Source organism: Brevibacterium antiquum CNRZ 918, assembly GCF_900169145.1.
GTDB classification, from domain to species: Bacteria; Actinomycetota; Actinomycetes; order Actinomycetales; family Brevibacteriaceae; genus Brevibacterium; species Brevibacterium koreense.
This window is the reverse complement of the sequence record NZ_FXZD01000004.1, coordinates 161,856-184,023: the sequence shown is the minus strand read 5'-3', so window position 1 is coordinate 184,023 and position 22,168 is coordinate 161,856. Positions and strand designations below refer to the sequence as shown.

Sequence of the window (22,168 nt, the reverse complement as noted above, 5' to 3'; positions counted from 1 at the left end):
GGCAGCGATCATCTCGGTCTTCCGGTCAGTCGACCGGTCAGTCGACCGAGGAACCATGCCCGATGACGGGTCCGATGACACGGTCGAAGGGGATGAATCCGCCCCCGGGTTTGCCCATCAGTGCGCGCGAGTCTGCGGAGTTGTTCCTGTTGTCACCCATCACCCACATAGTGTCGGCTGGAATTTCGATCGAGAATTCGATGGCTGAGGCAGGGTGTGGCGCGTAGTCCTCGTTCAGGGGTTCGTCGTTGAGTAACAGCCGTCCCTGCGCGTCGCAGCATTGGAGTGTGTCTCCGCCGACCGCGATAACGCGTTTGACGTAGTAGACGTCTCGGCTTCCGAGCCCAACCCATGATCCCACCTTCTGCAGCGGGGTCGGCAGGGCATCGTCGACGAAGGAGCCACGACCGTCGAAGACGACGATGTCTCCGCGCTGAATGTGTGAACGCAGCGCGTCGGGGCGCCACACTGTGATGTCATCGCCGACGTCCAGAGTCGGTTCCATCGATGCGCTGGGGATTGTGAACCGTTGGATGACGAACCCGCGAACCGACCCGCCGATGACGATGATGAGGATCGCGATCACAGCGACGATCTTCCAGATGCGGCCCGAATACAGAAAACGCGACCCGAAGGTCGCGTCTTCTTGATTCTTCGGCACAGCGTGATCATTGCCCACAGTGCCAGGCAATAATCAGGCCTTTTCGCGGATGCGTGCAGCCTTGCCGCGCAGTTCGCGCAGGTAGTACAGCTTGGCGCGACGAACGTCACCGCGGGCGAGGACTTCGAGCTTCTCGACGATGGGCGAGTGCACTGGGAAGGTGCGCTCGACGCCGACGCCGAAGCTGATCTTACGAGCGGTGAAGGTCTCGCGGATTCCGTCGCCCTGGCGACGAATGACGATTCCCTTGAACACCTGGATACGCGAACGCGATCCTTCGATCACGCGCACGTGAACGTTGAGGGTGTCGCCTGGACGGAACTCAGGAACGTCAGTCTTCAACGAGGCTGCATCAACAACATCAAGCTTCTGCATTGTGTTTCTCCATGTGTCCCCAGCTTCAGGTCGAGGACACGCATATCGGACCGGTTTCACCGGTGATTGGATCGTCTGTCGGGATCACTCCCCGAAATTCTCCGATGTCGTCATCGGAGAACGGTCTTGGGCATCCATCCCCCTGAAGCAGGTGGATGCCAACAAACGCGACGATCTATTCTTTCATGGATTCATCTCGGGACTCAAACCGTTCCACAACGGCACGGTCATGCTTGTCGAGACTGGGGAGTTCTGCAAGCAGATCGGGCCTGACCTCGGCTGTGCGTTCGAGCCTCCGATCCCTCCTCCACCGTGCGATCGCGCCGTGGTTTCCACTGAGCAGAATCTCGGGCACCTCCCGGTCTCTCCAGCTGGAGGGCTTCGTATAGATCGGATATTCGAGGAGTCCGTCCTCGTGGCTCTCCTCTGTCAGCGACTCAGGGTTGCCGATGACTCCGGGAATGAGGCGACTGACTGCTTCGATCATCACCATTGAGGCAACCTCTCCCCCGTTGAGCACATAGTCTCCGATACTCATAGGCCGCAGGTCGAAATGGTCGGCTGACCAGTCGATGACCCGCTGGTCGATCCCTTCGTATCGCCCGCACGCGAATACGAGGTGCTCGGCACCAGAGAGCTCCTCGGCGATGCGCTGATTGAACACGGGTCCAGCGGGGCTGGGCACGATGAGAATCGGCTTCACAGCTGCGTCGGATTCCGCGTCGACAGAGTTTCCAGTCACCGTCTGCTCGTCAACGGTCGTCCCGAGAGATTCCCCGCCGAGGATGTGCTCGAGCGCCAACGCCCAGGGCTCGGCCTTCATCACCATTCCAGCGCCCCCACCGTAGGGTGAGTCATCGACGGTGTTGTGCCGGTCGAAGGTGAAGTCGCGCAGGTCGTGGACGTTCATGTGAAGCAGCCCCTGATCGACGGCCTTGCCGATGAGGGAGAGCTGAAGCCCAGCGAGGTACTCCGGAAAGATGGAGACGACGTCAATCTTCATGCCTGGGCTCACGAGACGTCGAAGAGACCAGCCGGAGGCGTGACTCTGATCCACCCGGCTTCAACGTCGACCTCGGGCACAATCTCAGTGACGAAGGGAATGAGCGCCTGGTGACCGTCGACGTGCTTCATATGGAGCAGGTCCTGGGCGGTGCCGTTCGTGACGTCGACGATCTCGCCGACGCGTGTCTCACCCTCGAGGACTCGAAGCCCGATGAGGTCTTCGAGGTACCAGGCGTCGTCCTCAACCTCGCCGTCTTCCTCCTGGTCGCTGAGGATGAGGGTGTTGCGGATCTCCTCAGCCCGATTCCGATCGGGGACTTCGTCGAAGGTCAGCAGCAGACGGTCCCGGTGCCATCTCGCCGACGTCAGCGTCAGCTCACCGATGTCGGGATCGGTGGAGTACGTCTGACCAGGCACGAGCCGTTCGTCCGGCCTGTCGGTGCGCACCTCGACGGTGAATTCGCCTTTGATGCCGTGCGGTTTGCCCAACCGGGCGATCACCGTGTCCATACTGCTCCTCGTGTTCATGAAAGTGCTCAGGCTCGTGCGTGTGACGATCCGTGTGAAAGTGAAGATGCGGGTGCGCATTCTCGTCACGCACACAGTTTAGTCGGCTGATTCGGTTATATCTGCGCCGCATCCGGATGACAGCGTCCTTCGTCACCAAGAGAACAGTGAATACAAGCAGATCAGTGAATACAGGAAAGGGGGACGCGGCGATGACACGCCGCGTCCCCCTTTCCTAATGAAGGTGTTACGCCTCGATGAGGTCCACTCGCACCGACTCACGGCCGGCAAGAGAGTTGATCACGGTGCGCAGAGCCTTTGCGGTTCTTCCAGCGCGACCGATGACACGACCGAGGTCTTCCGGGTGAACCCGAACCTCGAGCGTGGTCCCGCGCTGTGACGAGCGGGATCGAACAGCAACATCGTCTGGATGATCGACGATGCCGCGGACCAGGTGTTCGAGCGAATCAGCCAACATGTCAGGCTTCAGCGCTCTCTTCGGAAGCAGCAGGAGCTGCTTCCTCAGCAGGCTCAGCAGCCTTGTCCGAGCCCTTAGGAGTGATAGCCTCCTTGATCACCGATCCGGCAGTGGGAGCCACGTAGGCTTCCTTCTCCGGCTGCGGCTTCACAGTGTTCACTGCTTCGCCGATGCCGGTGTGCTTCTGCCAGTCGCCGGTGAGCTTCAGCAGGGTGCGAACCTGATCGGTCGGCTGAGCACCGACGGAGAGCCAGTGCTGCGCACGCTCTGAGTCGATCTCGATGACCGAAGGGTTGCGGGTCGGATGGTAGATGCCGATCTGTTCGATGGCCTTACCATCGCGACGTGTGCGCGAATCGGCCACGACGACGCGGTAGTGCGGTGCACGGATTTTGCCCATGCGGGTCAAGCGAATTTTGACTGCCACTTTAGTGGTGTCTCCTTTTGTCTTTTTGTTGCACAGAGATTCCAGAAGAATCGTGGGGTTGACCTAGCGGAGTCTGTGACCTGGACTATCGCCTCAACGCGGAAGAGAGGGCCCACGTCGGAAGCAAAAGTACAAGACTCAATTGTGCCAGAAAGCCCTACTACTTTCCACCTGGGAACATCCCGCCGAAGCCCTTCGGCAGATTCTTCATATCGAACTCGTCTTCACCGTCGAGATCGACTCCACCGAAGGCCGAGCCGACTGGGTCCTTCGTCTTGCCGGACTTCTTGTCCTCCAGTGCCTGAGCCTGCTGCGCGCGCTTGGCGGGGTTGCCCGACTGACCGCCCTTGCGGCCCTTCTTCTTGGTCACGGCCTTCTTCTTGCGGTTGGCGCCGCCGCCGGGCATTGAGCCCATTCCAGGCATACCGCCCATGCCCTGTATGCCGCCGCCTCCACCCATTCCGGGCATACCGCCGCCACGAGTCATGCCGCGCATCATCTTCTGCGCCTGAGTGAAACGTTCCATCAGCTGGTTGACCGCGGTCACAGTGGTGCCGGCTCCCTTGGCGATGCGCGCCCGGCGTGATCCGTTGAGGATCTTCGGGTTGGTGCGCTCGGCCGGTGTCATCGATCTCACAATGGCTTCGACGCGGTCGACTTCGCGTTCGTCGAAGTTCTCCAGCTGATCCTTGTACTGGCTCATGCCGGGCATCATGCCCAGCATCTTCTTCATCGAGCCCATCTTCTTCAGGCCCGACATCTGAGTCAGGAAGTCGTTGAGATCGAAGTCCTCACCGGCTTCGACCTTCTTCTGGAGCTTCGCAGTCTCCTTCTCATCGAAGTTCTTCTCGGCCTGCTCGATGAGGGTCATAATGTCGCCCATATCGAGGATCCGGTCAGCCATCCGATCGGGATGGAACTGTTCGAACTCCTTCATCGACTCACCGGTCGATGCGAACATGATCGGCTTTCCGGTCACCTCGGCGACGGACAGCGCGGCACCACCACGCGAGTCACCATCGAGCTTCGAGAGCACGACACCGGTGAAGTCGACGCCCTCGAGGAACGCCTGCGCAGTCTTCACCGCGTCCTGACCGATCATCGCGTCGATGACGAACAGAACCTCATCGGGGTTGACCGCCGAACGGATGTCAGCGGCCTGCTGCATGAGCTCTTCGTCGATGCCGAGACGACCAGCGGTGTCGACGATGACGACATCGTGGAGCTTGGACTTCGCGACCTCGAGTGAGTCTGTGGCCACCTGCACTGGATTGCCGACGCCATTGCCGGGTTCTGGTGCATAGACGAAGGCGCCGGCACGTTCGCCGACGATCTCGAGCTGGTTGACCGCGTTCGGCCGCTGCAAGTCCGCCGCGACGAGCATCGGGCGGTGGCCTTCGGACTTCAGCCAGTAGGCAAGTTTTCCGGCCAACGTGGTCTTACCTGCACCCTGCAGGCCAGCGAGCATGATGACAGTGGGTGGGCGTTTCGCATAGTTCAGGCGACGGGTCTCACCGCCGAGGATGCCGACCAGTTCATCATTGACGACCTTGACGACCTGTTGGCCCGGGTTCAGTGCACCCGAGACCTCTTCGGACAGCGCCCTATCGCGAATGCGTCCGGTGAATGCACGGACGACTGGCAGGGCGACATCGGCGTCCAGCAGAGCGCGGCGGATCTCGCGGATGGTGGCATCCACATCGGCTTCGGACAGCCGGCCCTTGCCGCGCAAGTTCTTGAACGTCGCGGTGAGCCTGTCGGAAAGAGAATTAAACACGTACAAGCCTTCTTCACGATAATTGGTCGACTCCCTAGCCTAACAACTCACCGGTGTCCGACTGAAACCGAGAAAGCTGGGAAAGCGCCCACAACCGTCTCATCCCAGAACCTGTCGATGGGCCCTGAATGACCGATCGCCTCGGCGGGGTGGCTGCTTCCACCCCACCGAGGCGATCGGTGAGTACGCTCACGCACTCCCCCTCACCGAGGCGGCCGGAGAGACCGGCCGGCCCCCTGGCGGGAGGTTTCGGGATTCAGCGGAACGAGTAGGCCTGCTCCGCGTGTTCGAAGGCATCGATGCCCGCCAGCTCGTCTTTGGGATCGATGCGCAGCCCCATCGTCTTCCGCAGGACCAGAGCGATCACCAGGGTCACGCCTCCGGCGTAGATCAGGGCCACGACCGTGGCCACGATCTGCGACATGAGGAGCCCGAGTCCTCCACCGTGGAAGAGGCCGGCGGCCGAATCTGGACTCGGAACCGCGAAGAGTCCGATCATCACAGTGCCGATGACACCGGCGACGAGGTGGACGCCGACGACGTCGAGAGCATCGTCGTAGCGGAGGCGGTTCTTCGCCTCCACAGCGATCACGGCTCCTGCGCCCGCCGCAATTCCGATGATGATCGCTGCGTACGGTTCGACGTTCGCACAGGCGGGGGTGATGGCCACGAGACCGGCGATCGCGCCGGAGACGCTGCCGATGCTGCTGGGTCGAGTCGCCCGGATCCGCTCGATTGCGATCCAGGTGATCATTCCGGCGGCAGGGGCGGCCAGGGTGTTGACCCAGATCAGTCCGGCCTGTTCGATCGTCGAAGCGGCTCCCCCGTTGAATCCGAACCAGCCGAACCACAGCAGCGCCGCACCGAGAACTGTGATCGGAATGTTGTGGGGTTTGTGCGGTGTCGAATAGCGGGCCCGGCGGCCCATGACGACGACGAGCACGAGGGCCGAGATCCCGGCATTGATGTGCACGACCGTGCCACCGGCGAAGTCGATCGCGGGCCCGAAGGCGCTGCCGATCGCACCCGATTCGCTGAGCAGTCCGTCACCCCAGACCATGAAGGCCAGAGGGCAGTACACGAGGGTGACCCACAGCCCGGCGAAGACCAACCAGGTGGAGAACTTCGCCCGATCAGCCACGGCACCGGCGATGAGTGCGATCGCGATCATTGCGAAAGTGGAGCCATAGCCGATGGAGATGAGGGCTTCGGGTTCGTTGGCGACTGCGTCGGCGAGGCCGATCTGGGACAGCGGATTGCCGAAGATCCCCAGCACCGAGTCACCGGAGCTCAACCCATATCCGAAGAGGACCCAGACGAGCCCGCCCATCGCCATTGCCGAGAACACCATCATCATCATGTTGATGCTCGAGGTGATTCGGGTCATTCCGCCGTAGAAGAAGGCCACACCGGGGGTCATGAGCAGGACCAGACCGGCCGCGACCATCATCCATACATTCACTGCGTCGAGTTCCATGTCGTCTCTTTCGTGTCTCTGTCGGCTCCGATTAGAACCGAACAGTGACAGTGTCCATGACGGATGTCACACCTGAGAGTCGATCATGTTTCCAACATGTTACACGGACGCTCTCACAGGGGGATATTGCCGCATTCGCCTGCGGAGATGATGGAGCCTGCGCAGTGCCGATTGAGTCACCGCGACGACGGAGTCTCTGCGACGAAGCGGAGTCAGTCGAGGAGTGCGTCGACGAAGCCCTCAGCGGTGAATGGTGCCAGATCATCGGCGCCCTCACCGAGGCCGATGAGCTTGACGGGAACTCCGAGCTCACGCTGAACGGCCACGACGATTCCGCCCTTGGCCGTGCCGTCGAGCTTCGTAAGCACGATGCCGGTGATGTTGACCGCCTCGGCGAAGACCTTCGCCTGCTGCATTCCGTTCTGACCGGTCGTGGCATCGAGGACCAGGAGCACCTCGTCGATCTCGTGTCCCTCGCCCAGGGGACGAGTCGCGACACGTTTGACCTTGCCGAGTTCGTCCATCAGGCCGATCTTGTTCTGCAGGCGTCCGGCCGTGTCGATGAGCACGACGTCGGTGTTCTCCGACTTGCCGCGTTCGACAGCGGAGTAGGCCACGGAGGCGGGGTCTGCGCCCTCCTCACCGCGGACGGTCTCGACTCCGACCCGTCCACCCCAGGTCGACAGCTGCTCTGCAGCCGCGGCGCGGAACGTATCGGCTGCGCCCAGGAGCACGGTCTGGTCTTCGGCGACGAGCACGCGGGCGATCTTGCCCACGGTTGTGGTCTTGCCGGCGCCGTTGACGCCGACCACGAGCATCACTGCTGGGTCGTCGCCGGTGCCTGAGACCGCGAGCTCGCGGTCCATGGTGGGGTCGACCAGCTTGATGAGCTCCTCGCGCAGCAGCCCTCTGACCTCTTCGGGTTCGCGGGTGCCGAGGACCTTGACGCGTTCGCGCAGCCGGTCGACGAGTTCGGTGGTCGGATCGACTCCGACGTCGGCGAGGATGAGCGTGTCTTCGATTTCCTCCCACGTCGATTCGTCGAGGTTGTCACGCGAGAGCAGACTGAGCAGTCCGCGGCCCAGGCCGGAGTTGGACTTCGCCAGGCGTTCGCGGAGGCGAACGAGTCGGTTCGCTGGTTCGGTGGGAACCTCGGAGCCGCGAGTCGCCTCCTTCTCCTTGGCGACCGCCTCGGAGATGTCGTCGATCTTGAGTTCGCCGGTGACATCGGCGTCGATGCTGCGCCGGTCGCGCAGCCCCTTCCGCTTGGCGTTGACGCGCAGGGTGAAGCCCAGCCCGACGACCAGCATGAAGACGATGGCTGCGACGATGAGCAATACGATCGGCTGATCCATGACGTGCGTCCTCCTTTGTTTACCTTCGCTGGCCCCACGCTCTCACGCGGCGACCGCCGGTCAAGGGTGCTGTGCCGGTCGTGTTGCGCGCATCGGCTCGAGACCGTTGTCGCGTTCCTTTGGCCCGCACCCGAGCACCCCGCTGTCTCGGGGCGCGTGTGATGGTGTCGTGTGCTCCGGTCAGGAACCTCGGCTGCCGAAGAGCAGACCGGCTGTGGTTCTCCACCCTGTGCCGGATTCAGGGATCTTCCAATGACGGGTGCGCGGCCTCACTGTCAGCAGTGAGGGCGCGGCGTGCCGGCGCGGCTGCGGCCTGAGGACATAGGAATGGTCCCGGATCGCGGTGACGGCAGCCTGTTCCCGAGTCGCCAGATGGGAGGTGCCGTCATCATGTCCGAAGAATTCGTGGACCTCATCGTCGTATCCGGTCCATTGCCCCGGCAGTCGAAACCGCTGCACATCGGAAGAGTACTTCAGGCGACCTTCAGCCCTCAGCCCCGGCAGTGCGACGAGGAGTACGACGATGAGGGCCAGGGCGAACGATACGGCGAGTCCGACGATGACGACGAGTACTGCATTCATGCTCGCGAGTCACCTCGTGATTGCGCCGACTCGGCCATGGACGTCCCGCTCCTCAAGCTTTTCGACAATGCTTCCCTGTCGTCAAGTCTATCGTCTGCACCTACGACATTTGCGCTCAGGGGTCGTGTGCCTGCTGGAGAATTCCCTGGGACTCCCCTGGGCAACTCTGCCGAATCGGCCTTTCGCCCACGGTTGCCGCTCATGGGATCCGCTGCGAAATGACCTTGGACACACCATCTCCGTGCATCGTCACCCCGTAGAGCGCGTCGGCGATCTCCATTGTTCGCTTCTGGTGGGTGATGACGATGAGCTGAGACGAGTCCTGCAGCTCCTCGAACACGGTCAGCAGGCGGGACAGGTTGAGATCGTCGAGTGCAGCCTCGACCTCGTCCATGACGTAGAACGGACTGGGCCGGGCTTTGAAGATCGCCACCAGCATGGCAACGGCGACCAGTGACCTCTCACCGCCGGAGAGCAGGGACAGCCGTTTGACCTTCTTGCCTGCAGGCCGGGCGTGGACGTCGACGCCGGTCGTCAGCATGTCGTTGGGATCGGTCAGGCTCAGAGAGCCCTCACCGCCGGGGAACAGGCGGGAGAAGATGTCTTCGAACTCCCGCGCGGTGTCCGCATAGGCCTCGGCGAAGACCCGTTCGACGTGCCGGTCGACCTCATCGACGAGTGTCATCAGGTCCTTCCGCGAGGACTCGATGTCGGTGATCTGCTTCTCAAGGAACTGGTGTCTTTCCTTGAGCGCTTCGTACTCCTCGAGTGCCAGAGGATTGACCGTGCCGATGCGCTTGAGGGCAGCGGTTGCCTGCTTGTGCCGCTTCTCAACCTCGGCCCGCACATAGGGGCGCTCCTCCTCGCCTTCGTCGAAGGCAGGGACCGGAAGATGAGGACCGTAGAGCTCGACCAGTCGTTCGAGTCCGAGTCCGGTCTCCTCCCCTGCTCGATTCTCGATCTCTTCGAGTTTTAGTCGGAACCGCTCCTGTGCGAGTTCGGCTTCGGCTGCAGCGTCTTTGAGCCGCTGCAGTTCTGTGCGTGTGGTGCCCAGTTCTTCGCCGAGGTGGCCCTTCTCCTCCCGCAGCTGCCCGCGCTCGTCGACGAGGACCTGAATCTGGGAGCCGAGTTCGGTCACCGTCGTCTCCGCAGCCGACGCGGCGTTGCGTGCAGTGTCGACGATGAGCAGCGCCGAAGCGGCTGACCTGTTCTTACGTGAGATCGTTCGCTGGGTCTGCTCGCGCGCGGTCTCCTCTGCCGCCGCCTGGCGAAGCAGGGAGTCAACCCGGTCTGAGAGGAACCGTGCCCGGTCAGTGGCCGCCTTGTGGCTGATCCTGGTTTCGATGACGTCTTCAGAGGACTGGGACACCTGCCGGCTCAGCTCATCCCGGTCGGAGGTGTCGACGACCTCTTCGACGTCGTCTGCCCCGGCGAGTGCAGCTTCGGCCGTGTGGGCCTCGCGTTCGGCAGTCTCCAGTCGTGTCGCGAGCTCCACCTCGTTGTCCTTGGCCCGTTGCAGGCGGGTCTGGGCGGTGGTGATGTCGCCCGTGATTCGCGAGACCTCTTCCCCGGCGGCCATGATCGCCGCGTCCGAGGAGTGCAGTTCCTCGAGGGCTGCGGCCGCCGCTGTCTTCGCCGCGGCCAGCTTCGCCTCGATCTGGGCGATGTCCGCCTCGATTCGGGTGCGGGTCTTGTCCAGTTCGGTGATAGCCGAGCGGGTCTCCTCAAGCGCGGTCTGTGAGGCCAGGCGGGTGCCCGAGGCTGTGCGGGCCCTGCTGACCCGTGTCGCGGTGAGGATCTCACCGCCGAGGGTGACCACCGTGAGTTCGGGATGGGAGTCGATGATGGACAGCCCGCCGGCAGCGTCGTCGACGCACACGACCGAGACCAGTGCGGAGTTGAGGAGTTCGGTCAGTTCCGGGACATCGCTGCTGACCACGTCGGTCAGCCACCGCACGAACGGTTCGCCATCGCCAGTCCCACTCAGCGTGGGCAGTGCCTGTGTCTCAGAGTCTGCTCCACTCGCCTGGTTCGCGCCCTTCCCCTGGCCTGCGCCGGCGGCTGTGCTCGCACCGGCCCTCGCCCCTGCAGGGATCGTGAGGTGGACATTGGTGTCTTCGCCGAGGTGGTCGAGCACGGTCAGTGCCACCTGACCGGAGTCGACGAGCACACCGGAGACCGTGTTCGACAGGGCTGCCGCCACGGCCATTTCGAACCCGTTGGCCACGCTCAGCCGTTCAGTCACGGCGGAGCCGACACCCGGCAGATCGGCGTTGACGATGTCTTCGAGGTCGGCTTCCAAGGCGGTACCGAGAGACAGCGCCTCCGCCCGAGCCTCTGCCGAAGCCAGTTCGGAGGCGGTCTGCGCCTTCCGCGCACGGAGCCCTTCGAGTTCGGTCTCCAGCGTGGTCTGGGCATCCCTGGCGGATTCGTATTTCGTGTCGAGTTCGCTCTCCCCTGCCTCGACTCCCTCGATGGCAGCCTCAGCGGTGCTCAGTTCCTCGCTGCGTTCGGCGATGCGTGTGGAGGCCGTGGCGATCTCTGCCCGATTGGATTCGATTCGGGAGGTGAGGTCGCTGATGCGCTCACGCGCCTGGGAACTCTTCGACTGCAGTGCCGACCTGTTCTTGATCGCCTCTGTGATGGCCAGCTGAGTCGCTTTGACCTCATCTTCGGCCTTCTTCAGCGCCAGAGCGAGTTCTTCTTTGCGCATCTGGCTGTGATCCAATGCCGTCGCGGATTCGCCCACCGCTTCCTCCGCCGTGCGAAGCTCGGCCTTGTGGTGCTCCGCTTGGGACCTCAGTTCTTCCGGCGACTTCGTGTCTCGTCGGCCCAGGCTCGCAACCTCGGAGAGTAGGTGTGAGCGCTTGTCTTCGGCGCGCTGGGCGATCCCTTTGGCACGCACGATCTGGGTCTGGGTTCGGGATTCAGCCGTGCGCAGGTCCTCAAGCTCGGCATCGAGCGCGGCCAGCCGGGTCTCAATCTCCTGCAGCCGCTGCTCTGTGCGAGCCCGGCGATGTTCGAGGTCGCCGATGCGATCACCGCCGTCATCGCTCCCAGTGCTGGAGGTGGAGGCCAACGAGGCCTGCAGGCGCACGGTGTCATCGGCCAGAAGCCTGGCCGTGGAATCGCGCAGTGTGGCTTGGACTGTGGCGGCCTTCTGCGCGGCCTCGGCCTGACGCCCCAAGGGGCCCAGCTGTCGGTTGAGTTCGGTCCGCAGATCGGACAGACGATCAAGGTTCGTCTGCAGACCCGTGAGTTTGCGGACCGCCTTGTCCTTGCGTCTGCGGTGCTTGAGGACGCCGGCGGCCTCTTCGATGAAACTGCGGCGTTCGATCGGGTCGGCGTGCAGAATCGCATCGAGACGCCCCTGCCCCACGATGACGTGCATCTCTTTGCCCAGGCCCGAGTCGTTGAGCAGTTCCTGGATGTCGAGGAGACGTGCCGGTGTCCCATTCACGGCGTATTCGCTTCCCCCGGTGCGGAAGAGTGTGCGGGAGATCGTGACCTCGGTGTAGTCGACGGGAATGGCTCCGTCGGTGTTGTCGATGGTCAGGGCCACCTCGGCGCGGCCCAATGCCTGTCGTTTCGATGTTCCGGCGAAGATGACGTCGTCCATCTTGCCGCCGCGCAGATTCTTCGCGCCCTGTTCTCCCATCACCCAGGACAGCGCGTCGACGACGTTGGACTTGCCGGAGCCGTTGGGGCCGACAACGCAGGTGATGCCCGGCTCGAATCTGAGAGTCGTCGCCGAGGCAAAGGACTTGAATCCTCGCAGGGTCAGGCTTTTGAGATGCATTGTCCACCCAGCATATCTCGGGTGCGTACCTGCAAGTCTCGATTCTTTTGATAGAGTGTCTCCTCGTGCGCTGATTTAAGCGCCGTTCCTCCGTAGCTCAGTTGGCAGAGCATTCGACTGTTAATCGAAGGGTCGCTGGTTCGAGCCCAGCCGGGGGAGCAAGGGAAGGGCCTCGTCGTTCGCGACGGGGCCCTCTGCTTTGCCCGGGCATAGCCCTGACCTCGATCTCTCGACCGCAGACAACCTCGTGAAGGGTGTGCAGTCCCTCAGCGATAGCGCGGCGGCTTCTGGCAGTTCGGGCAGAAGTGACTGGTGCGGCCGCCGATCGTCATCTTCTCGATCTCGGTCCCGCAGCGCACGCATTCCTGGCCGCCACGTCCGTAAGCGAGCAGTGCCCGGTCGAAATAGCCCGATTCACCATTGACGTTGACGTAGAGCGCGTCGAAGCTCGTTCCCCCGGCCTGAAGGGCATCGCTCATGACCCGCGTCGCTGACTCGAGGACGGCGGCCAAGCGCGACTGACGTGTGCGGGCGGGAATCGCCAGCGGGTGGATGCCGGCCCGGAAGAGCGCCTCGTCGGCATAGATGTTGCCGATGCCGCTGAGCAGGGTCTGGTCGAGCAGCGCAGACTTCAGCGCCGTCCGCTTCTTCGCCAGCGCAGTGATGGTGAGACCCGGTTCGAATCCCGCTTCCAAGGGGTCAGCGGCGATGTGATTCGCCGAGGCGGGCACCAGTCGTCCGGAGGCGTGGACCAATGGCTGTACGCCCAGATGGCCGAAGATCCGCTGGTCGATGAACCGCAGTTCGTAGGGTTCGTGAGCCGGGCCCGATTGCGCCCCGCCGCGCTGAAGCCTCAGGATCGCACGCGTATGGCGATGGATCTCGTCACTGGGTTGATGCACGCGCAGTTGCCCGCTCATCCCCAGGTGAACAAGAAGGCTGAGGTCGGGCGCCTCGTGACCGACAGGCTGATCCAAGGCAGGGGTCTCCCCCAGCGTCAGCCACATGAACTTCCCGCGACGTTCGGCACCGATGATCCGACGACCGGTCACGGCGGTGACGAACCCGTCGGCCGCGCCGGCGTCGATGCGACGCTGGGACGTCGTGCCGAGTATTCGGGGGTCGATCACCTCGGCGCCGGTGATCGTGGCCCCGGCAGTCCATTCATGGACGCCGAGGCGCACGCTCTCGACCTCGGGTAGTTCAGGCATCAGACACACCTTGCCATGACGAAGCTCAGCGTGTGTAGTCCGGGTAGATGGTGCGGATGGCCCTGACTGCGACTTCCGCGGCTGCCGCTTCGGCGTTCTTCTTCGAGGATCCGTCGCCGGTGCCCCAACCGTTGGCACCCAGAAGCGCGGTGGCGGTGAAGACCATGGCGTGGTCGGGTCCTGAGGAGACGATCTCGTAGCTCACGGCGCCCAGGTCAAGGTCGGCAGCTGCTTCCTGCAGTGTCGTCTTGAAGTCCATTCCGGCACCCAGATTCACAGCATCGGAGAGCATGGAATCAATCAGGCGGTGGACGAATGCGAAGGCCTCTTCACGTCCACGGGCGACGAAGGTCGCGCCGATGAGGGCTTCGACGGTGTCGGCGAGGATCGAGTCCTTGTCGCGACCGCCGGTGAGCTCTTCGCCCTTGCCCAGAAGAATGTGGGGTCCGATCTGGTGTTTGCGTGCGATCGACGCCAGTGCTCGGGTGTTGACCACGGCGGAGCGCATCTTGGCCAGTGATCCTTCAGCCAGATCCGGGTTGTCGTAGTACAGAGACTCGGTGGCGACGAGGCCCAGGACGGAGTCGCCGAGGAATTCGAGGCGCTCGTTCGTGGGGATTCCGCCGGCTTCGAAGGCGAAGGAGCGGTGAGTTAGGGCGAGACGAAAAGTCTCGGGATCAATATCGATCCCGAGACTCTTCTGCAACTCTGCTGTGGTGTCAGTGTCCACAGGTCAGACGTCAGCGACCTTGCGTCCCTTGTATTCAAGGAACAGCGGGGTGCCGGCTGCGTCTTCGACAACTTTGGCCTGGTGAGGGCGCGAGTACACAACGCGACCGTTCTCCACAGTCTTGACCAGGCTGGGAGCCTGTGCCTTCCACTGCGAACGACGGTGGCGAGTGTTGCTGCGCGACAATTTACGCTTTGGAACAGCCACGTCTAGCTCTCTTTCTTCTCATCCAACAAACTCTTCAATGATGCGAACGGCGAATCCGATTCGCTGTCACCAACCTCAAGGTCCTCACCGAGGGTGAAGCTGAACTCTTCGCTCCGGTCCTTTGAGGGACTGAAGGGCAGAGCCATGACGACAGCATCTCTGATCACGGGCTCGAGGTCGAGCTGATCGCGATCGATGAGGTAGGAATCCTCGTCGCCATCGGCCTGCTCATAGACATACATCTCTTGGATGTCGACATCTATAGGCAACTCGATTTCGTCGAGAGTCCTCACATCTTCGCCGCGGGCCGTGGCCGAGACTGTGCCCGACACGTAGATTCCCTCCGACACGCTTTCGAACATCAGCTCGAGTGCCAGTGGTGAACCTTCTGCGACCCCGATCACTTCGATCTTGAGATCCGCCGGAGCAGACAGGGTGGTGTTCACCCGTTCCCATTCACCAGGATGACCGAGCAATCCCATCGACCTGAGATCGTAGACGAACTCAGACTGCTTCTTCATGCTCACTCCTCCTTTACGTGATTGAGGATGCTTACTCCTGCGTTCACACGCGAGTCACCATTCTAATCATCATCGCCGGTCATTACCAATCGAGCAATCACGGATGAACAGGTGTTCCTGGTCACCATTTCTCGTGCTGATTGCGCAGCGTCACGCCGCCGGCGGCCAACAGCAATGCCCCCGAGATCGTGAAGACGATTCCCGACGGTGCGATCAGGGTGAGCAGGGAGGCCGCCGAGGGGATCGCCACCTGGCTGAGTCGATTGCCGGCAAGGCGGATCGACAGAACTGCGGCCCGGTTGGCCGGGTCTGACAGGGTCGAGACCCAGGTCATCGTCAGCGGCTGGGTGAGGCCGAAGCAGAACCCGGAGATGAGCAGCAGGATCGCCAGCGTCCACGGCTGAGTGAATACGGGGATGAGAATGATGCAGACACCGGCCGCCGCCGAGGCGGTCCACAGGAGCGAGAGGTTGCGCCATTTCCGTGTGAGCATTCCGATGATCAGTCGCGAGATCACCGAGGCCAGTGTGCGCAGGGTCAGCAGCCAGGTCACCGTCGTCACCGACAGCCCGTTCTGCTGACCGATAAGCGGCAGGTAGGCCGTCATCAGGTCCACGGCGGCCAGGGTGGTCATCGAGGCCAGGATCGCGGGCTTCATTCCCCGAATTGAGAGCAGAGACCAGGGCGTACGGGCGTCCTTGGCCGCCTCGGCGCGGGAGACGTGAGGGGTCCGGCCGCGGAGCATGACGATGGCTGCCGCGACCAGCGTCAGCGCAGAGACCGCGGTCATGAACCACAGGGCGTTGACGATCTGCGGGGCACCATCCGTCGCCCCGGCGATGGCACCGGCCACGGGCAGACCGATAGTCTGCCCGATTGAGACGCCGAGGGTGAGGTAGCCGAACTTCGCCGTCAGCGCCGAGGCGGGGAAGCTCTGCGGGATCAGGGCCTGCGACGCAACGGTGGTCAGCAGCTGTCCCAGCCCCAGGCACATGGTGGCAATGAGGAGCACGCCGAGGTTGGGCGCGAGCGCCGCGAGACCGACGGGCACGATCGACAGCATGGTTCCCGTCCACAGCACAGCGGTGGCGTATCCGCGGTCGACGAGCCGCCCGACGAGGAGTGCCGTGAGCAGCGGCACGAGCGAGTAGCAGGCGGTCATGAGCCCGAGGACGACTCCGCTGCCACCCAATTCCAGAGTCCGGTAGGAGATGAGGACGCGCACGCCGTTGTAGGTGGCATGAGCGATCACGGTGTGGAAGATCAGACCGAGGAACCATCCCCGGGGTGAGGAAGCAGGAAGAGGCATGCGTCAGTGCGCTGCGTTCAGCGCGGCCAGCACCGCGCTCGGCACCAGACCCGTGATGTCTCCCCCTCCTGCGTGGACTTCCTTGATGAGAGAGGAGGAGACGTGCTCGTACTCGGGGTTGCCGGGCACGAAGATCGTCTCGAGCTCACTCAGGTGCTTGTTCATCAGCGCCATGGGAAGTTCGTAGGCGAAATCCGTGCCTGAGCGCAGCCCCTTGACCACCGCAGGGGCGCCGATCGAGGTGCAGTAGTCGACAAGGAGCCCTCCGGCGACCGTGTCGATAGTGACGTTGTCTGCTCCTTGGGTCCGCTCGTCCTCGTCCAGGCAGCGGCGGATGAGATCGGCACGCGCCTCTGGGTCGAAGCGACCGGACTTCTTGGGATTGTGAACGACTGCCACGACCACTTCGTCGAACAAACGTGCACTGCGAGCGATGACGTCGAGATGACCCATGGTGATCGGGTCATAGGATCCGGGGCAGACAACCTTCATGCCTTCATCGTATCCCGCAGCTGCGACCACTGGTCATCAACCGGCCCGTCGTGATCGCCGGCCCTGACGATGACAGCCTCGGGCTCCGTCAGAGGATTGTGCAGTCGAGAGGCGGCTCCGGTCATGACCTTGCCCACGATCGCCAGGGAGAGGGGCTCGTCACCGGCCACGATCGCCTCATTGAGTTCTCGGTGCGTCTCGATGAGGTCGCACCTGACCTCGTATCCGCGCGGGTCGGAGAGCGAGAGCAGCCGAGTGTGAACCATCGAGACCTTCATCAGGTCGGAGAGCCGGACCGAACCGGAACAGGCGACGATCGAGTGATGGAAGTCGAGGTCGGCGTCACCGATGGCCCGCGCGGTGTTCTCCTCGATCGCGTGCTCAAGCTTGGCCAGCGCCTGGTGGATGCGAGCAACCGGTTTGCCCGCCCGGATGACGATCTTCACAGCCTGTGCCTCGATGGCTTCTCGAACCGCATAGACGTCGTCGATGTCGTCAGACGTCATCCGCTTGACCCAGACACCGCGGCCGGGTGCGTGAGTCATCACTCCCTCGCTGACGAGGCGCTGCAGCGCCTCGCGCAGTGAGGGCCGGGAGACGACGAGGAGTTCTGCTGTGCGCACCTCGTTGATGGACTGGCCAGGGGCCAGCGAGCCGCTGTAGACGGCATTCCTGATCTGGTCGGCGATGAGGTCGATCGTCGAGGACCGGATGACCTTGCGCAGGACCGGCAGCTCCGAAGTCGGGGGTTGAGACATATCACGATCATATAACGTTGTCTGACAGTGTGACATCCGGACAGCAAAAGTATTGAATAGTGTCCTTGAGACGCATGCCACGAAGATGCGTCGACGTACTAAGAAAGGGACAGCTATGAAAGCCATCAAGGGGCTAGCCGCCGCGACCTCGATCATCGCTCTGACACTCACTCTGGGGGCTTGCGGTGGAAGCGATTCCGGTTCCGATTCCGACAACAGCACACTCCAGAAGGCCATCGATGACGGCAAGATATCGGTCGGCTTCGCAGGTGAGGCGCCGTACAGCTTCGAAAAAGACGGTGAGCTCCAGGGAGCCTCAGTCGCCATGGCCAAGAAGATATTCAAAGAGCTCGGGGTCGACGACATCGAAGGTGTCAACACCGAATTCGGCTCACTGATCCCTGGCCTCAACGCCGACCGTTTCGGCGCGATCTCCGCCGGCATGTCGATCCTCCCCGATCGCTGCGAACAGGCTGCCTTCGGCAATCCCGAGTTCATGTACACCACTGCTCTGATGACCAAAGAGGGCAAGCAGGACGGCATGAAAGACATGCAGGACGTCAAGGACAAGGGGCTCAAGCTTGCGACCATGAGCGGCGCGATTGAGACCACTGTCTACGCCAAGGAACTGGGCATCAAGACGCAGGAAGTCGGCACCCCACAGGACGGCATGGATGCTGTCACCACGGGCCGCGCAGACGTCTTCGCCCTCACCGGAATCTCACTCAACTGGATGGCGAAGAACAATCCGGATGCCGGAGTCGAGGTCAGCGATTCCTTCGTTCAGGAAGTCGACGGAGTGCCACAGGTCGGTGCCGGAGCCACGGTGTTCCGCACCGATGACACCGAACTCCGCGATGCGTGGAACAAGGAGCTCGAGAAGATCGTCAGCGACGAGGACAAATACCTCGACGTCGTCGGCGACTACGGCTTCACGAAGGAAGAGCGCCCGGACGGGTCGATCACGACCGATCAGCTGTGCAAGGGCGACCTGCCCGGAGCACAGTCCTAGTCTCCGCGCAGGCTCTAAGAAATCATGATGGATAATTTCACGACGTTGCTGAATTTCCTCCCACAGCTGTGGGAGGGAATTCAGGCAACGCTCATCCTCACGGTCGGGGGTGCGATCGGCGCGGTCATCATCGCCATCGCACTCGGACTGGCAATGACCTCGCCCCACGCCTGGCTGCGCATCCCGGCACGGATCATTGTCGAGTTCTTCCGCGGCACTTCCCTGCTCGTGCAGCTGTTCTGGCTGTTCTATGTCTTCCCCCTCCTCGGAGTCGATCTCAACTCCATGGCCTGCGGCATCGGCGCGCTGGCGCTCAACTACGGCGCCTATTCCGCCGAGGTGGTCCGCTCCTCGATCAAGACCGTCGACAAGGGACAATGGGAGGGCGCGATCGCACTCAGCCTCTCCCCCACTCGAAGGATGATCCGCGTCATCTTCCCTCAGGGTTGGGCGCTGATGATCCCGTCACTGGCAACCCTGCTCATCCAGCTGCTCAAGGGCACAGCGGTGGTCTCCTTCATCACGCTGCAGGACCTCACAGAGAAGATCGGGCAGCTGCGACAGTCGACGAACGACACGTACTTCTCGTTCACGATCGGACTCATCATCTACTTCGTCATCGCCTGGCTGCTGCAGGAATTCATGAATTTCCTCGAACGCAGGGCCACAGCGCGACTGGGCCGCACACGACCCAACTCGCGTGCGGATAGGCGTGAAGCGCGCCGGGACGCCCGAGCGGATAGGATGCGCGAGCCCGACTCGACATCCATCGCAGGGCCGAACGCCGGCAACGTCGGATACGGAGGCCCACTATGATCTGGAATTGGGAATTCGCCTTCGAGGCACTGCCGATCCTTTTGCGAGGCTTCGTCAACACCCTCATCGCCACCGTCATCGGCACGCTCATCGCCACGGTCCTCGGCCTCCTCATCGCTGTAGCGGTCAAGACCCTGCCACGCTGGATCAACTGGCTCGTCAGGCTCCTCGTTGCATTCGTTCGCAACACGCCTCTGATCATGCAGCTGATATTCGTCTACTTCATCTTCGCCGGAATCCCCGGCCTGGTGGACATACCGGCGCTCGTCGTCGGCTTCATCGTCATCGGCATCCACTATTCGACGTACATGTCCGAAAGCTACCGTGCCGGCATCGACTCGGTGCCGCCTGGCCAGCACGAAGCCGCGACGGCACTGTCGCTGCCACCCGTGCGCAAGTTCACCGCCGTCGTCCTGCCACAGGCGCTGCGGGCAACGGTCCCGTCGTTGGGCAACTACGCGGTCGCGATGTTCAAGGACACCCCGTTCCTGTTCGCGATCTCCGTCGTCGAGCTCGTGACCTCTGCCCAACAGTTCGGTGCGGCCAAATTCGCCTATACGGAAGCCTTCACCTTGGCTGGCCTCATATTCCTGGCCGCCAGCTACCCGACCTCATTGCTCATCCAGAGATTGGACCGACGCCTTGCCACCTACTGAGAACACCTCATCAACTCCGACTGCGAATCCCTCGACTTCCGGTACACCGGCGATCGAGTTCAAGGACGTGGAGAAGCGGTTCGGGAAGACGACAGTCCTCAAGAACCTCAACTTCACCGTGGCTCCCGGCGAACGCGTGACCCTCATCGGGCCCAGCGGTTCCGGCAAAACGACGATCCTCCGCCTGGTCATGACCTTGGAGGAGCTGACCGGCGGCTACATTTTCGTCGACGGCAAGCCGCTGACCCACACCGAGAAGAACGGCAAACGGGTTGAGCTTCCCTCGAAGACGACCCGCGCCATGACGACGCGCATCGGCATGGTCTTCCAGCAGTTCAATCTCTTTCCCAATATGACGGTGCTCGAGAACATCATCGAAGCGCCCATCCATGTGCTCGGCAAGTCCAAGGCCGACTCCGTTGCTGAGGCGAAGTCTCTGCTGAAGAAGGTCGGACTCGAAGAGAAGGCCGATGAGCATCCCTCGCGACTCTCCGGCGGTCAGCAGCAGCGTGTGGCCATTGCACGGGCGTTGGCGATGAGCCCGGAGATCCTCCTCCTCGACGAAGTGACCTCGGCGCTCGACCCGGAGCTCGTCGGCGACGTGCTCGAAGTTCTCCGCGACATCGCGGAGACGACGGACATCACGATGCTCTTAGTCACCCACGAGATGCAGTTCGCCCGCGAGGTCTCACACCGAGTGATGATGTTCGACGGCGGCCAGGTGCTCGAAGAGGGACCACCGGATCAGCTCTTCAACAACCCGCAGCATGAGCGGACGCGTTCGTTCCTCTCCAGCGTGCAGTAGCGCCACGACCGACGAAGGCCCACCGGTGTGCAACTCCGGTGGGCCTTCGGTGTTCCCGCGGGTCTGCGCTGCAGCGTTGGGCTTCAGCTGTTCCGACCAGCTTCAGCTGCGGATGCGGCGCACGAGCCGCCAGATCCTCACGCTCACTGCCATGGCGATGAGCACCATGGCCACCCAGAACAGGATGTCCGCGGGCCCGGCCCAGAAGACATCGGATCGCCCCACCGGGTCTGCCGCATTCGTGCCAGCGTGGCTTCTGCCTGCACCGGCATCAGTATCCGACTGATTCGTCAGCCATTTGAGTGCGAACCAGAAGAGCAGCAGACCCACCCCGCAGGCTGCGAACACCCAGGGCGTGCGGTACCAGGGACGGTGAGAGCTCACGCCGACTCGTCCGCTGCAGCTGCACCCACTCCGCTGGCAAGCTGTGATGCTTCGTCAGATTTGGCCTTGAGCTGGACGAAGTACAGTGCGGTCTCACCGAAGGTCTTCGAGCGGAAGATCTCAAGGGCAGCTGGCATCGTCGGTTCGGGAGCTCGTGATGCCCGCTCGACGACGACGATGGATTCCATGTCGAGGAGCCTGGAGAGCCTGCCCAGGATCTGGGTCACGGCGTCCTCCCCCAGCGGGTAGGGCGGATCCATGAACACCAGGTCGAAGATGCGGCCCTCGTCGTCATCCAGATCGCTTCGGGTCTTCAGCACCTGGCCGTTCTGAACCTCATCTAGCCCGCCGCGGTCTTCCGCTCCCCCCACGTGGTCCGCTCCCCCAACGTGCTCGTGGGACTGCCGCTGCCCCGACGCCTGCTGCCCAAAAGCCTGCTGCCCCGGACCGCGCTGAGAGCTGAGGAACGTCACGACGTCCGAGGAGTGGATCCGAGTCGAGTGATCGATTCCGAGCTTCTGGGCATTGGACTCGACTGCTCGGGTTGAAGCGCTGGCCGAATCCACGAAGTCGACTTCGGCAGCGCCACGTGACATGGCTTCGAACCCCAGCCCGCCGGAGCCGGCGAAGAGGTCGAGGACGTTCGCCGCTTTGAGCACCCCATACCCGTCGAGCATGGAGAAGAGGGATTCCTTGACCCTGTCCGAGGTCGGGCGGGTATTCGACCCACCCGGTGCGACGAGTCTGGATCCTTTGAACGCACCAGCGATGATTCTCATTGCTCGTCCTTCCATTCGTAGTGCGGTCTCAAGCCACCGTCACTC

Annotated in this window: 24 protein-coding genes and 1 tRNA gene; 5 read left to right on the top strand and 20 right to left on the bottom strand. The window is 62.6% G+C overall.

Annotation, left to right across the window (positions count from 1 at the left end; translation table 11 throughout):
- Window positions 1-37 precede the first annotated feature (37 nt).
- From lepB to smc, 11 genes are all read right to left on the bottom strand, one after another.
- Window positions 38-661: a signal peptidase I gene (gene lepB / locus BANT918_RS07725; RefSeq protein ID WP_101619698.1), complete on the bottom strand. Its 624-nt coding sequence runs from the start codon at window positions 659-661 to the stop codon at window positions 38-40.
- Window positions 662-694: 33 nt separating this feature from the next.
- Window positions 695-1,036: a 50S ribosomal protein L19 gene (rplS, locus tag BANT918_RS07720; RefSeq protein WP_101619697.1), complete on the bottom strand. Its 342-nt coding sequence runs from the start codon at window positions 1,034-1,036 to the stop codon at window positions 695-697.
- 175 nt (window positions 1,037-1,211) lie between these two features.
- Window positions 1,212-2,039 (bottom strand): tRNA (guanosine(37)-N1)-methyltransferase TrmD, encoded by an 828-nt coding sequence (gene trmD / locus BANT918_RS07715; protein ID WP_101619696.1) that lies wholly within the window; start codon window positions 2,037-2,039, stop codon window positions 1,212-1,214.
- An 8-nt stretch (window positions 2,040-2,047) separates the two neighbouring features.
- Window positions 2,048-2,551 (bottom strand): ribosome maturation factor RimM, encoded by a 504-nt coding sequence (rimM, locus tag BANT918_RS07710; RefSeq protein ID WP_101619799.1) that lies wholly within the window; start codon window positions 2,549-2,551, stop codon window positions 2,048-2,050.
- 244 nt (window positions 2,552-2,795) lie between these two features.
- A complete protein-coding gene (locus BANT918_RS07705) occupies window positions 2,796-3,026 on the bottom strand; it encodes an RNA-binding protein (RefSeq protein ID WP_009885102.1) in 231 nt (76 codons plus the stop codon).
- Window position 3,027: 1 nt separating this feature from the next.
- Window positions 3,028-3,453 (bottom strand): 30S ribosomal protein S16, encoded by a 426-nt coding sequence (rpsP, locus tag BANT918_RS07700; RefSeq protein ID WP_101619695.1) that lies wholly within the window; start codon window positions 3,451-3,453, stop codon window positions 3,028-3,030.
- 160 nt (window positions 3,454-3,613) lie between these two features.
- A complete protein-coding gene (gene ffh / locus BANT918_RS07695) occupies window positions 3,614-5,230 on the bottom strand; it encodes a signal recognition particle protein (RefSeq protein ID WP_101619798.1) in 1,617 nt (538 codons plus the stop codon).
- Window positions 5,231-5,486: 256 nt separating this feature from the next.
- Window positions 5,487-6,707, bottom strand: coding sequence for an ammonium transporter (locus BANT918_RS07690; protein ID WP_101619694.1), 1,221 nt, complete (start codon window positions 6,705-6,707; stop codon window positions 5,487-5,489).
- A gap of 212 nt (window positions 6,708-6,919) precedes the next feature.
- Window positions 6,920-8,062 (bottom strand): signal recognition particle-docking protein FtsY, encoded by a 1,143-nt coding sequence (gene ftsY / locus BANT918_RS07685; protein WP_009885106.1) that lies wholly within the window; start codon window positions 8,060-8,062, stop codon window positions 6,920-6,922.
- A 180-nt stretch (window positions 8,063-8,242) separates the two neighbouring features.
- Complete coding sequence (locus BANT918_RS07680) at window positions 8,243-8,644, bottom strand: hypothetical protein (RefSeq protein ID WP_009885107.1); 402 nt, start codon at window positions 8,642-8,644, stop codon at window positions 8,243-8,245.
- Between the two features lie 199 nt (window positions 8,645-8,843).
- Window positions 8,844-12,443: a chromosome segregation protein SMC gene (gene smc / locus BANT918_RS07675; protein WP_101619693.1), complete on the bottom strand. Its 3,600-nt coding sequence runs from the start codon at window positions 12,441-12,443 to the stop codon at window positions 8,844-8,846.
- 86 nt (window positions 12,444-12,529) lie between these two features.
- On the opposite strand from smc, the gene BANT918_RS07670 reads away from it, so the two are divergent.
- Window positions 12,530-12,602, top strand: a tRNA-Asn gene (locus BANT918_RS07670).
- Between the two features lie 107 nt (window positions 12,603-12,709).
- Here the strand turns inward: BANT918_RS07670 and mutM are convergent.
- The 7 genes from mutM to BANT918_RS07635 form a co-directional block, all read right to left on the bottom strand.
- Entirely contained in the window at window positions 12,710-13,654 is a 945-nt protein-coding gene (gene mutM / locus BANT918_RS07665; protein ID WP_101619692.1) for a bifunctional DNA-formamidopyrimidine glycosylase/DNA-(apurinic or apyrimidinic site) lyase, read from the bottom strand.
- Between the two features lie 25 nt (window positions 13,655-13,679).
- Window positions 13,680-14,384 carry a ribonuclease III gene (gene rnc, locus BANT918_RS07660; RefSeq protein WP_101619691.1) on the bottom strand — a complete coding sequence of 235 codons (705 nt, stop codon included), beginning with the start codon at window positions 14,382-14,384 and terminating at the stop codon, window positions 13,680-13,682.
- A 3-nt stretch (window positions 14,385-14,387) separates the two neighbouring features.
- On the bottom strand, window positions 14,388-14,591 hold the full coding sequence (rpmF, locus tag BANT918_RS07655) for a 50S ribosomal protein L32 (RefSeq protein WP_009885115.1): 204 nt from the start codon (window positions 14,589-14,591) through the stop codon (window positions 14,388-14,390).
- 2 nt (window positions 14,592-14,593) lie between these two features.
- The gene (locus BANT918_RS07650) at window positions 14,594-15,112 is read right to left on the bottom strand and encodes a YceD family protein (protein WP_101619690.1); all 519 of its coding nucleotides are present in this window, start codon (window positions 15,110-15,112) and stop codon (window positions 14,594-14,596) included.
- Between the two features lie 121 nt (window positions 15,113-15,233).
- On the bottom strand, window positions 15,234-16,421 hold the full coding sequence (locus tag BANT918_RS07645) for an MFS transporter (RefSeq protein ID WP_101619689.1): 1,188 nt from the start codon (window positions 16,419-16,421) through the stop codon (window positions 15,234-15,236).
- 3 nt (window positions 16,422-16,424) lie between these two features.
- Window positions 16,425-16,913, bottom strand: coding sequence for a pantetheine-phosphate adenylyltransferase (gene coaD / locus BANT918_RS07640; protein WP_101619688.1), 489 nt, complete (start codon window positions 16,911-16,913; stop codon window positions 16,425-16,427).
- Entirely contained in the window at window positions 16,910-17,671 is a 762-nt protein-coding gene (locus tag BANT918_RS07635; protein WP_101619687.1) for a GntR family transcriptional regulator, read from the bottom strand. The genes coaD and BANT918_RS07635 overlap by 4 nt, the downstream gene beginning before the upstream one ends.
- Window positions 17,672-17,786: 115 nt before the next feature.
- Between BANT918_RS07635 and BANT918_RS07630 the strand changes: the two genes are divergently transcribed.
- From BANT918_RS07630 to ehuA, 4 genes are read left to right on the top strand one after another with little or no spacing between them, the layout of a single operon-like run.
- The gene (locus tag BANT918_RS07630; RefSeq protein ID WP_101619686.1) at window positions 17,787-18,683 is read left to right on the top strand and encodes a transporter substrate-binding domain-containing protein; all 897 of its coding nucleotides are present in this window, start codon (window positions 17,787-17,789) and stop codon (window positions 18,681-18,683) included.
- A gap of 24 nt (window positions 18,684-18,707) precedes the next feature.
- The gene (locus tag BANT918_RS07625) at window positions 18,708-19,499 is read left to right on the top strand and encodes an amino acid ABC transporter permease (protein WP_101619685.1); all 792 of its coding nucleotides are present in this window, start codon (window positions 18,708-18,710) and stop codon (window positions 19,497-19,499) included.
- Window positions 19,496-20,155 carry an ectoine/hydroxyectoine ABC transporter permease subunit EhuD gene (ehuD, locus tag BANT918_RS07620; protein WP_101619684.1) on the top strand — a complete coding sequence of 220 codons (660 nt, stop codon included), beginning with the start codon at window positions 19,496-19,498 and terminating at the stop codon, window positions 20,153-20,155. Before BANT918_RS07625 ends, ehuD begins: the two co-directional genes overlap by 4 nt.
- The gene (gene ehuA / locus BANT918_RS07615) at window positions 20,142-20,960 is read left to right on the top strand and encodes an ectoine/hydroxyectoine ABC transporter ATP-binding protein EhuA (protein WP_101619683.1); all 819 of its coding nucleotides are present in this window, start codon (window positions 20,142-20,144) and stop codon (window positions 20,958-20,960) included. Before ehuD ends, ehuA begins: the two co-directional genes overlap by 14 nt.
- A 102-nt stretch (window positions 20,961-21,062) precedes the next feature.
- Here the strand turns inward: ehuA and BANT918_RS07610 are convergent, their stop codons facing one another.
- Window positions 21,063-21,344, bottom strand: coding sequence for a hypothetical protein (locus BANT918_RS07610; protein WP_101619682.1), 282 nt, complete (start codon window positions 21,342-21,344; stop codon window positions 21,063-21,065).
- Window positions 21,341-22,123 (bottom strand): RsmD family RNA methyltransferase, encoded by a 783-nt coding sequence (locus BANT918_RS07605; RefSeq protein ID WP_101619681.1) that lies wholly within the window; start codon window positions 22,121-22,123, stop codon window positions 21,341-21,343. Before BANT918_RS07605 ends, BANT918_RS07610 begins: the two co-directional genes overlap by 4 nt.
- Window positions 22,124-22,168: the final 45 nt, after the last annotated feature.

Bases quoted from the DNA above. Each gene is read 5' to 3' on its own strand.
- BANT918_RS07645 (WP_101619689.1), bottom strand. From the start codon at position 16,421: ATGCCTCTTCCTGCTTCCTCACCCCGGGGATGGTTCCTCGGTCTGATC.
- trmD (WP_101619696.1), bottom strand. From the start codon at position 2,039: ATGAAGATTGACGTCGTCTCCATCTTTCCGGAGTACCTCGCTGGGCTT.
- BANT918_RS07650 (WP_101619690.1), bottom strand. From the start codon at position 15,112: ATGAAGAAGCAGTCTGAGTTCGTCTACGATCTCAGGTCGATGGGATTG.
- BANT918_RS07680 (WP_009885107.1), bottom strand. From the start codon at position 8,644: ATGAATGCAGTACTCGTCGTCATCGTCGGACTCGCCGTATCGTTCGCC.
- ehuD (WP_101619684.1), top strand. From the start codon at position 19,496: ATGATCTGGAATTGGGAATTCGCCTTCGAGGCACTGCCGATCCTTTTG.
- BANT918_RS07625 (WP_101619685.1), top strand. From the start codon at position 18,708: ATGATGGATAATTTCACGACGTTGCTGAATTTCCTCCCACAGCTGTGG.
- ftsY (WP_009885106.1), bottom strand. From the start codon at position 8,062: ATGGATCAGCCGATCGTATTGCTCATCGTCGCAGCCATCGTCTTCATG.
- BANT918_RS07635 (WP_101619687.1), bottom strand. From the start codon at position 17,671: ATGTCTCAACCCCCGACTTCGGAGCTGCCGGTCCTGCGCAAGGTCATC.
- BANT918_RS07605 (WP_101619681.1), bottom strand. From the start codon at position 22,123: ATGAGAATCATCGCTGGTGCGTTCAAAGGATCCAGACTCGTCGCACCG.
- BANT918_RS07630 (WP_101619686.1), top strand. From the start codon at position 17,787: ATGAAAGCCATCAAGGGGCTAGCCGCCGCGACCTCGATCATCGCTCTG.
- BANT918_RS07705 (WP_009885102.1), bottom strand. From the start codon at position 3,026: ATGTTGGCTGATTCGCTCGAACACCTGGTCCGCGGCATCGTCGATCAT.
- BANT918_RS07690 (WP_101619694.1), bottom strand. From the start codon at position 6,707: ATGGAACTCGACGCAGTGAATGTATGGATGATGGTCGCGGCCGGTCTG.
- smc (WP_101619693.1), bottom strand. From the start codon at position 12,443: ATGCATCTCAAAAGCCTGACCCTGCGAGGATTCAAGTCCTTTGCCTCG.
- rimM (WP_101619799.1), bottom strand. From the start codon at position 2,551: ATGGACACGGTGATCGCCCGGTTGGGCAAACCGCACGGCATCAAAGGC.
- rplS (WP_101619697.1), bottom strand. From the start codon at position 1,036: ATGCAGAAGCTTGATGTTGTTGATGCAGCCTCGTTGAAGACTGACGTT.
- mutM (WP_101619692.1), bottom strand. From the start codon at position 13,654: ATGCCTGAACTACCCGAGGTCGAGAGCGTGCGCCTCGGCGTCCATGAA.
- coaD (WP_101619688.1), bottom strand. From the start codon at position 16,913: ATGAAGGTTGTCTGCCCCGGATCCTATGACCCGATCACCATGGGTCAT.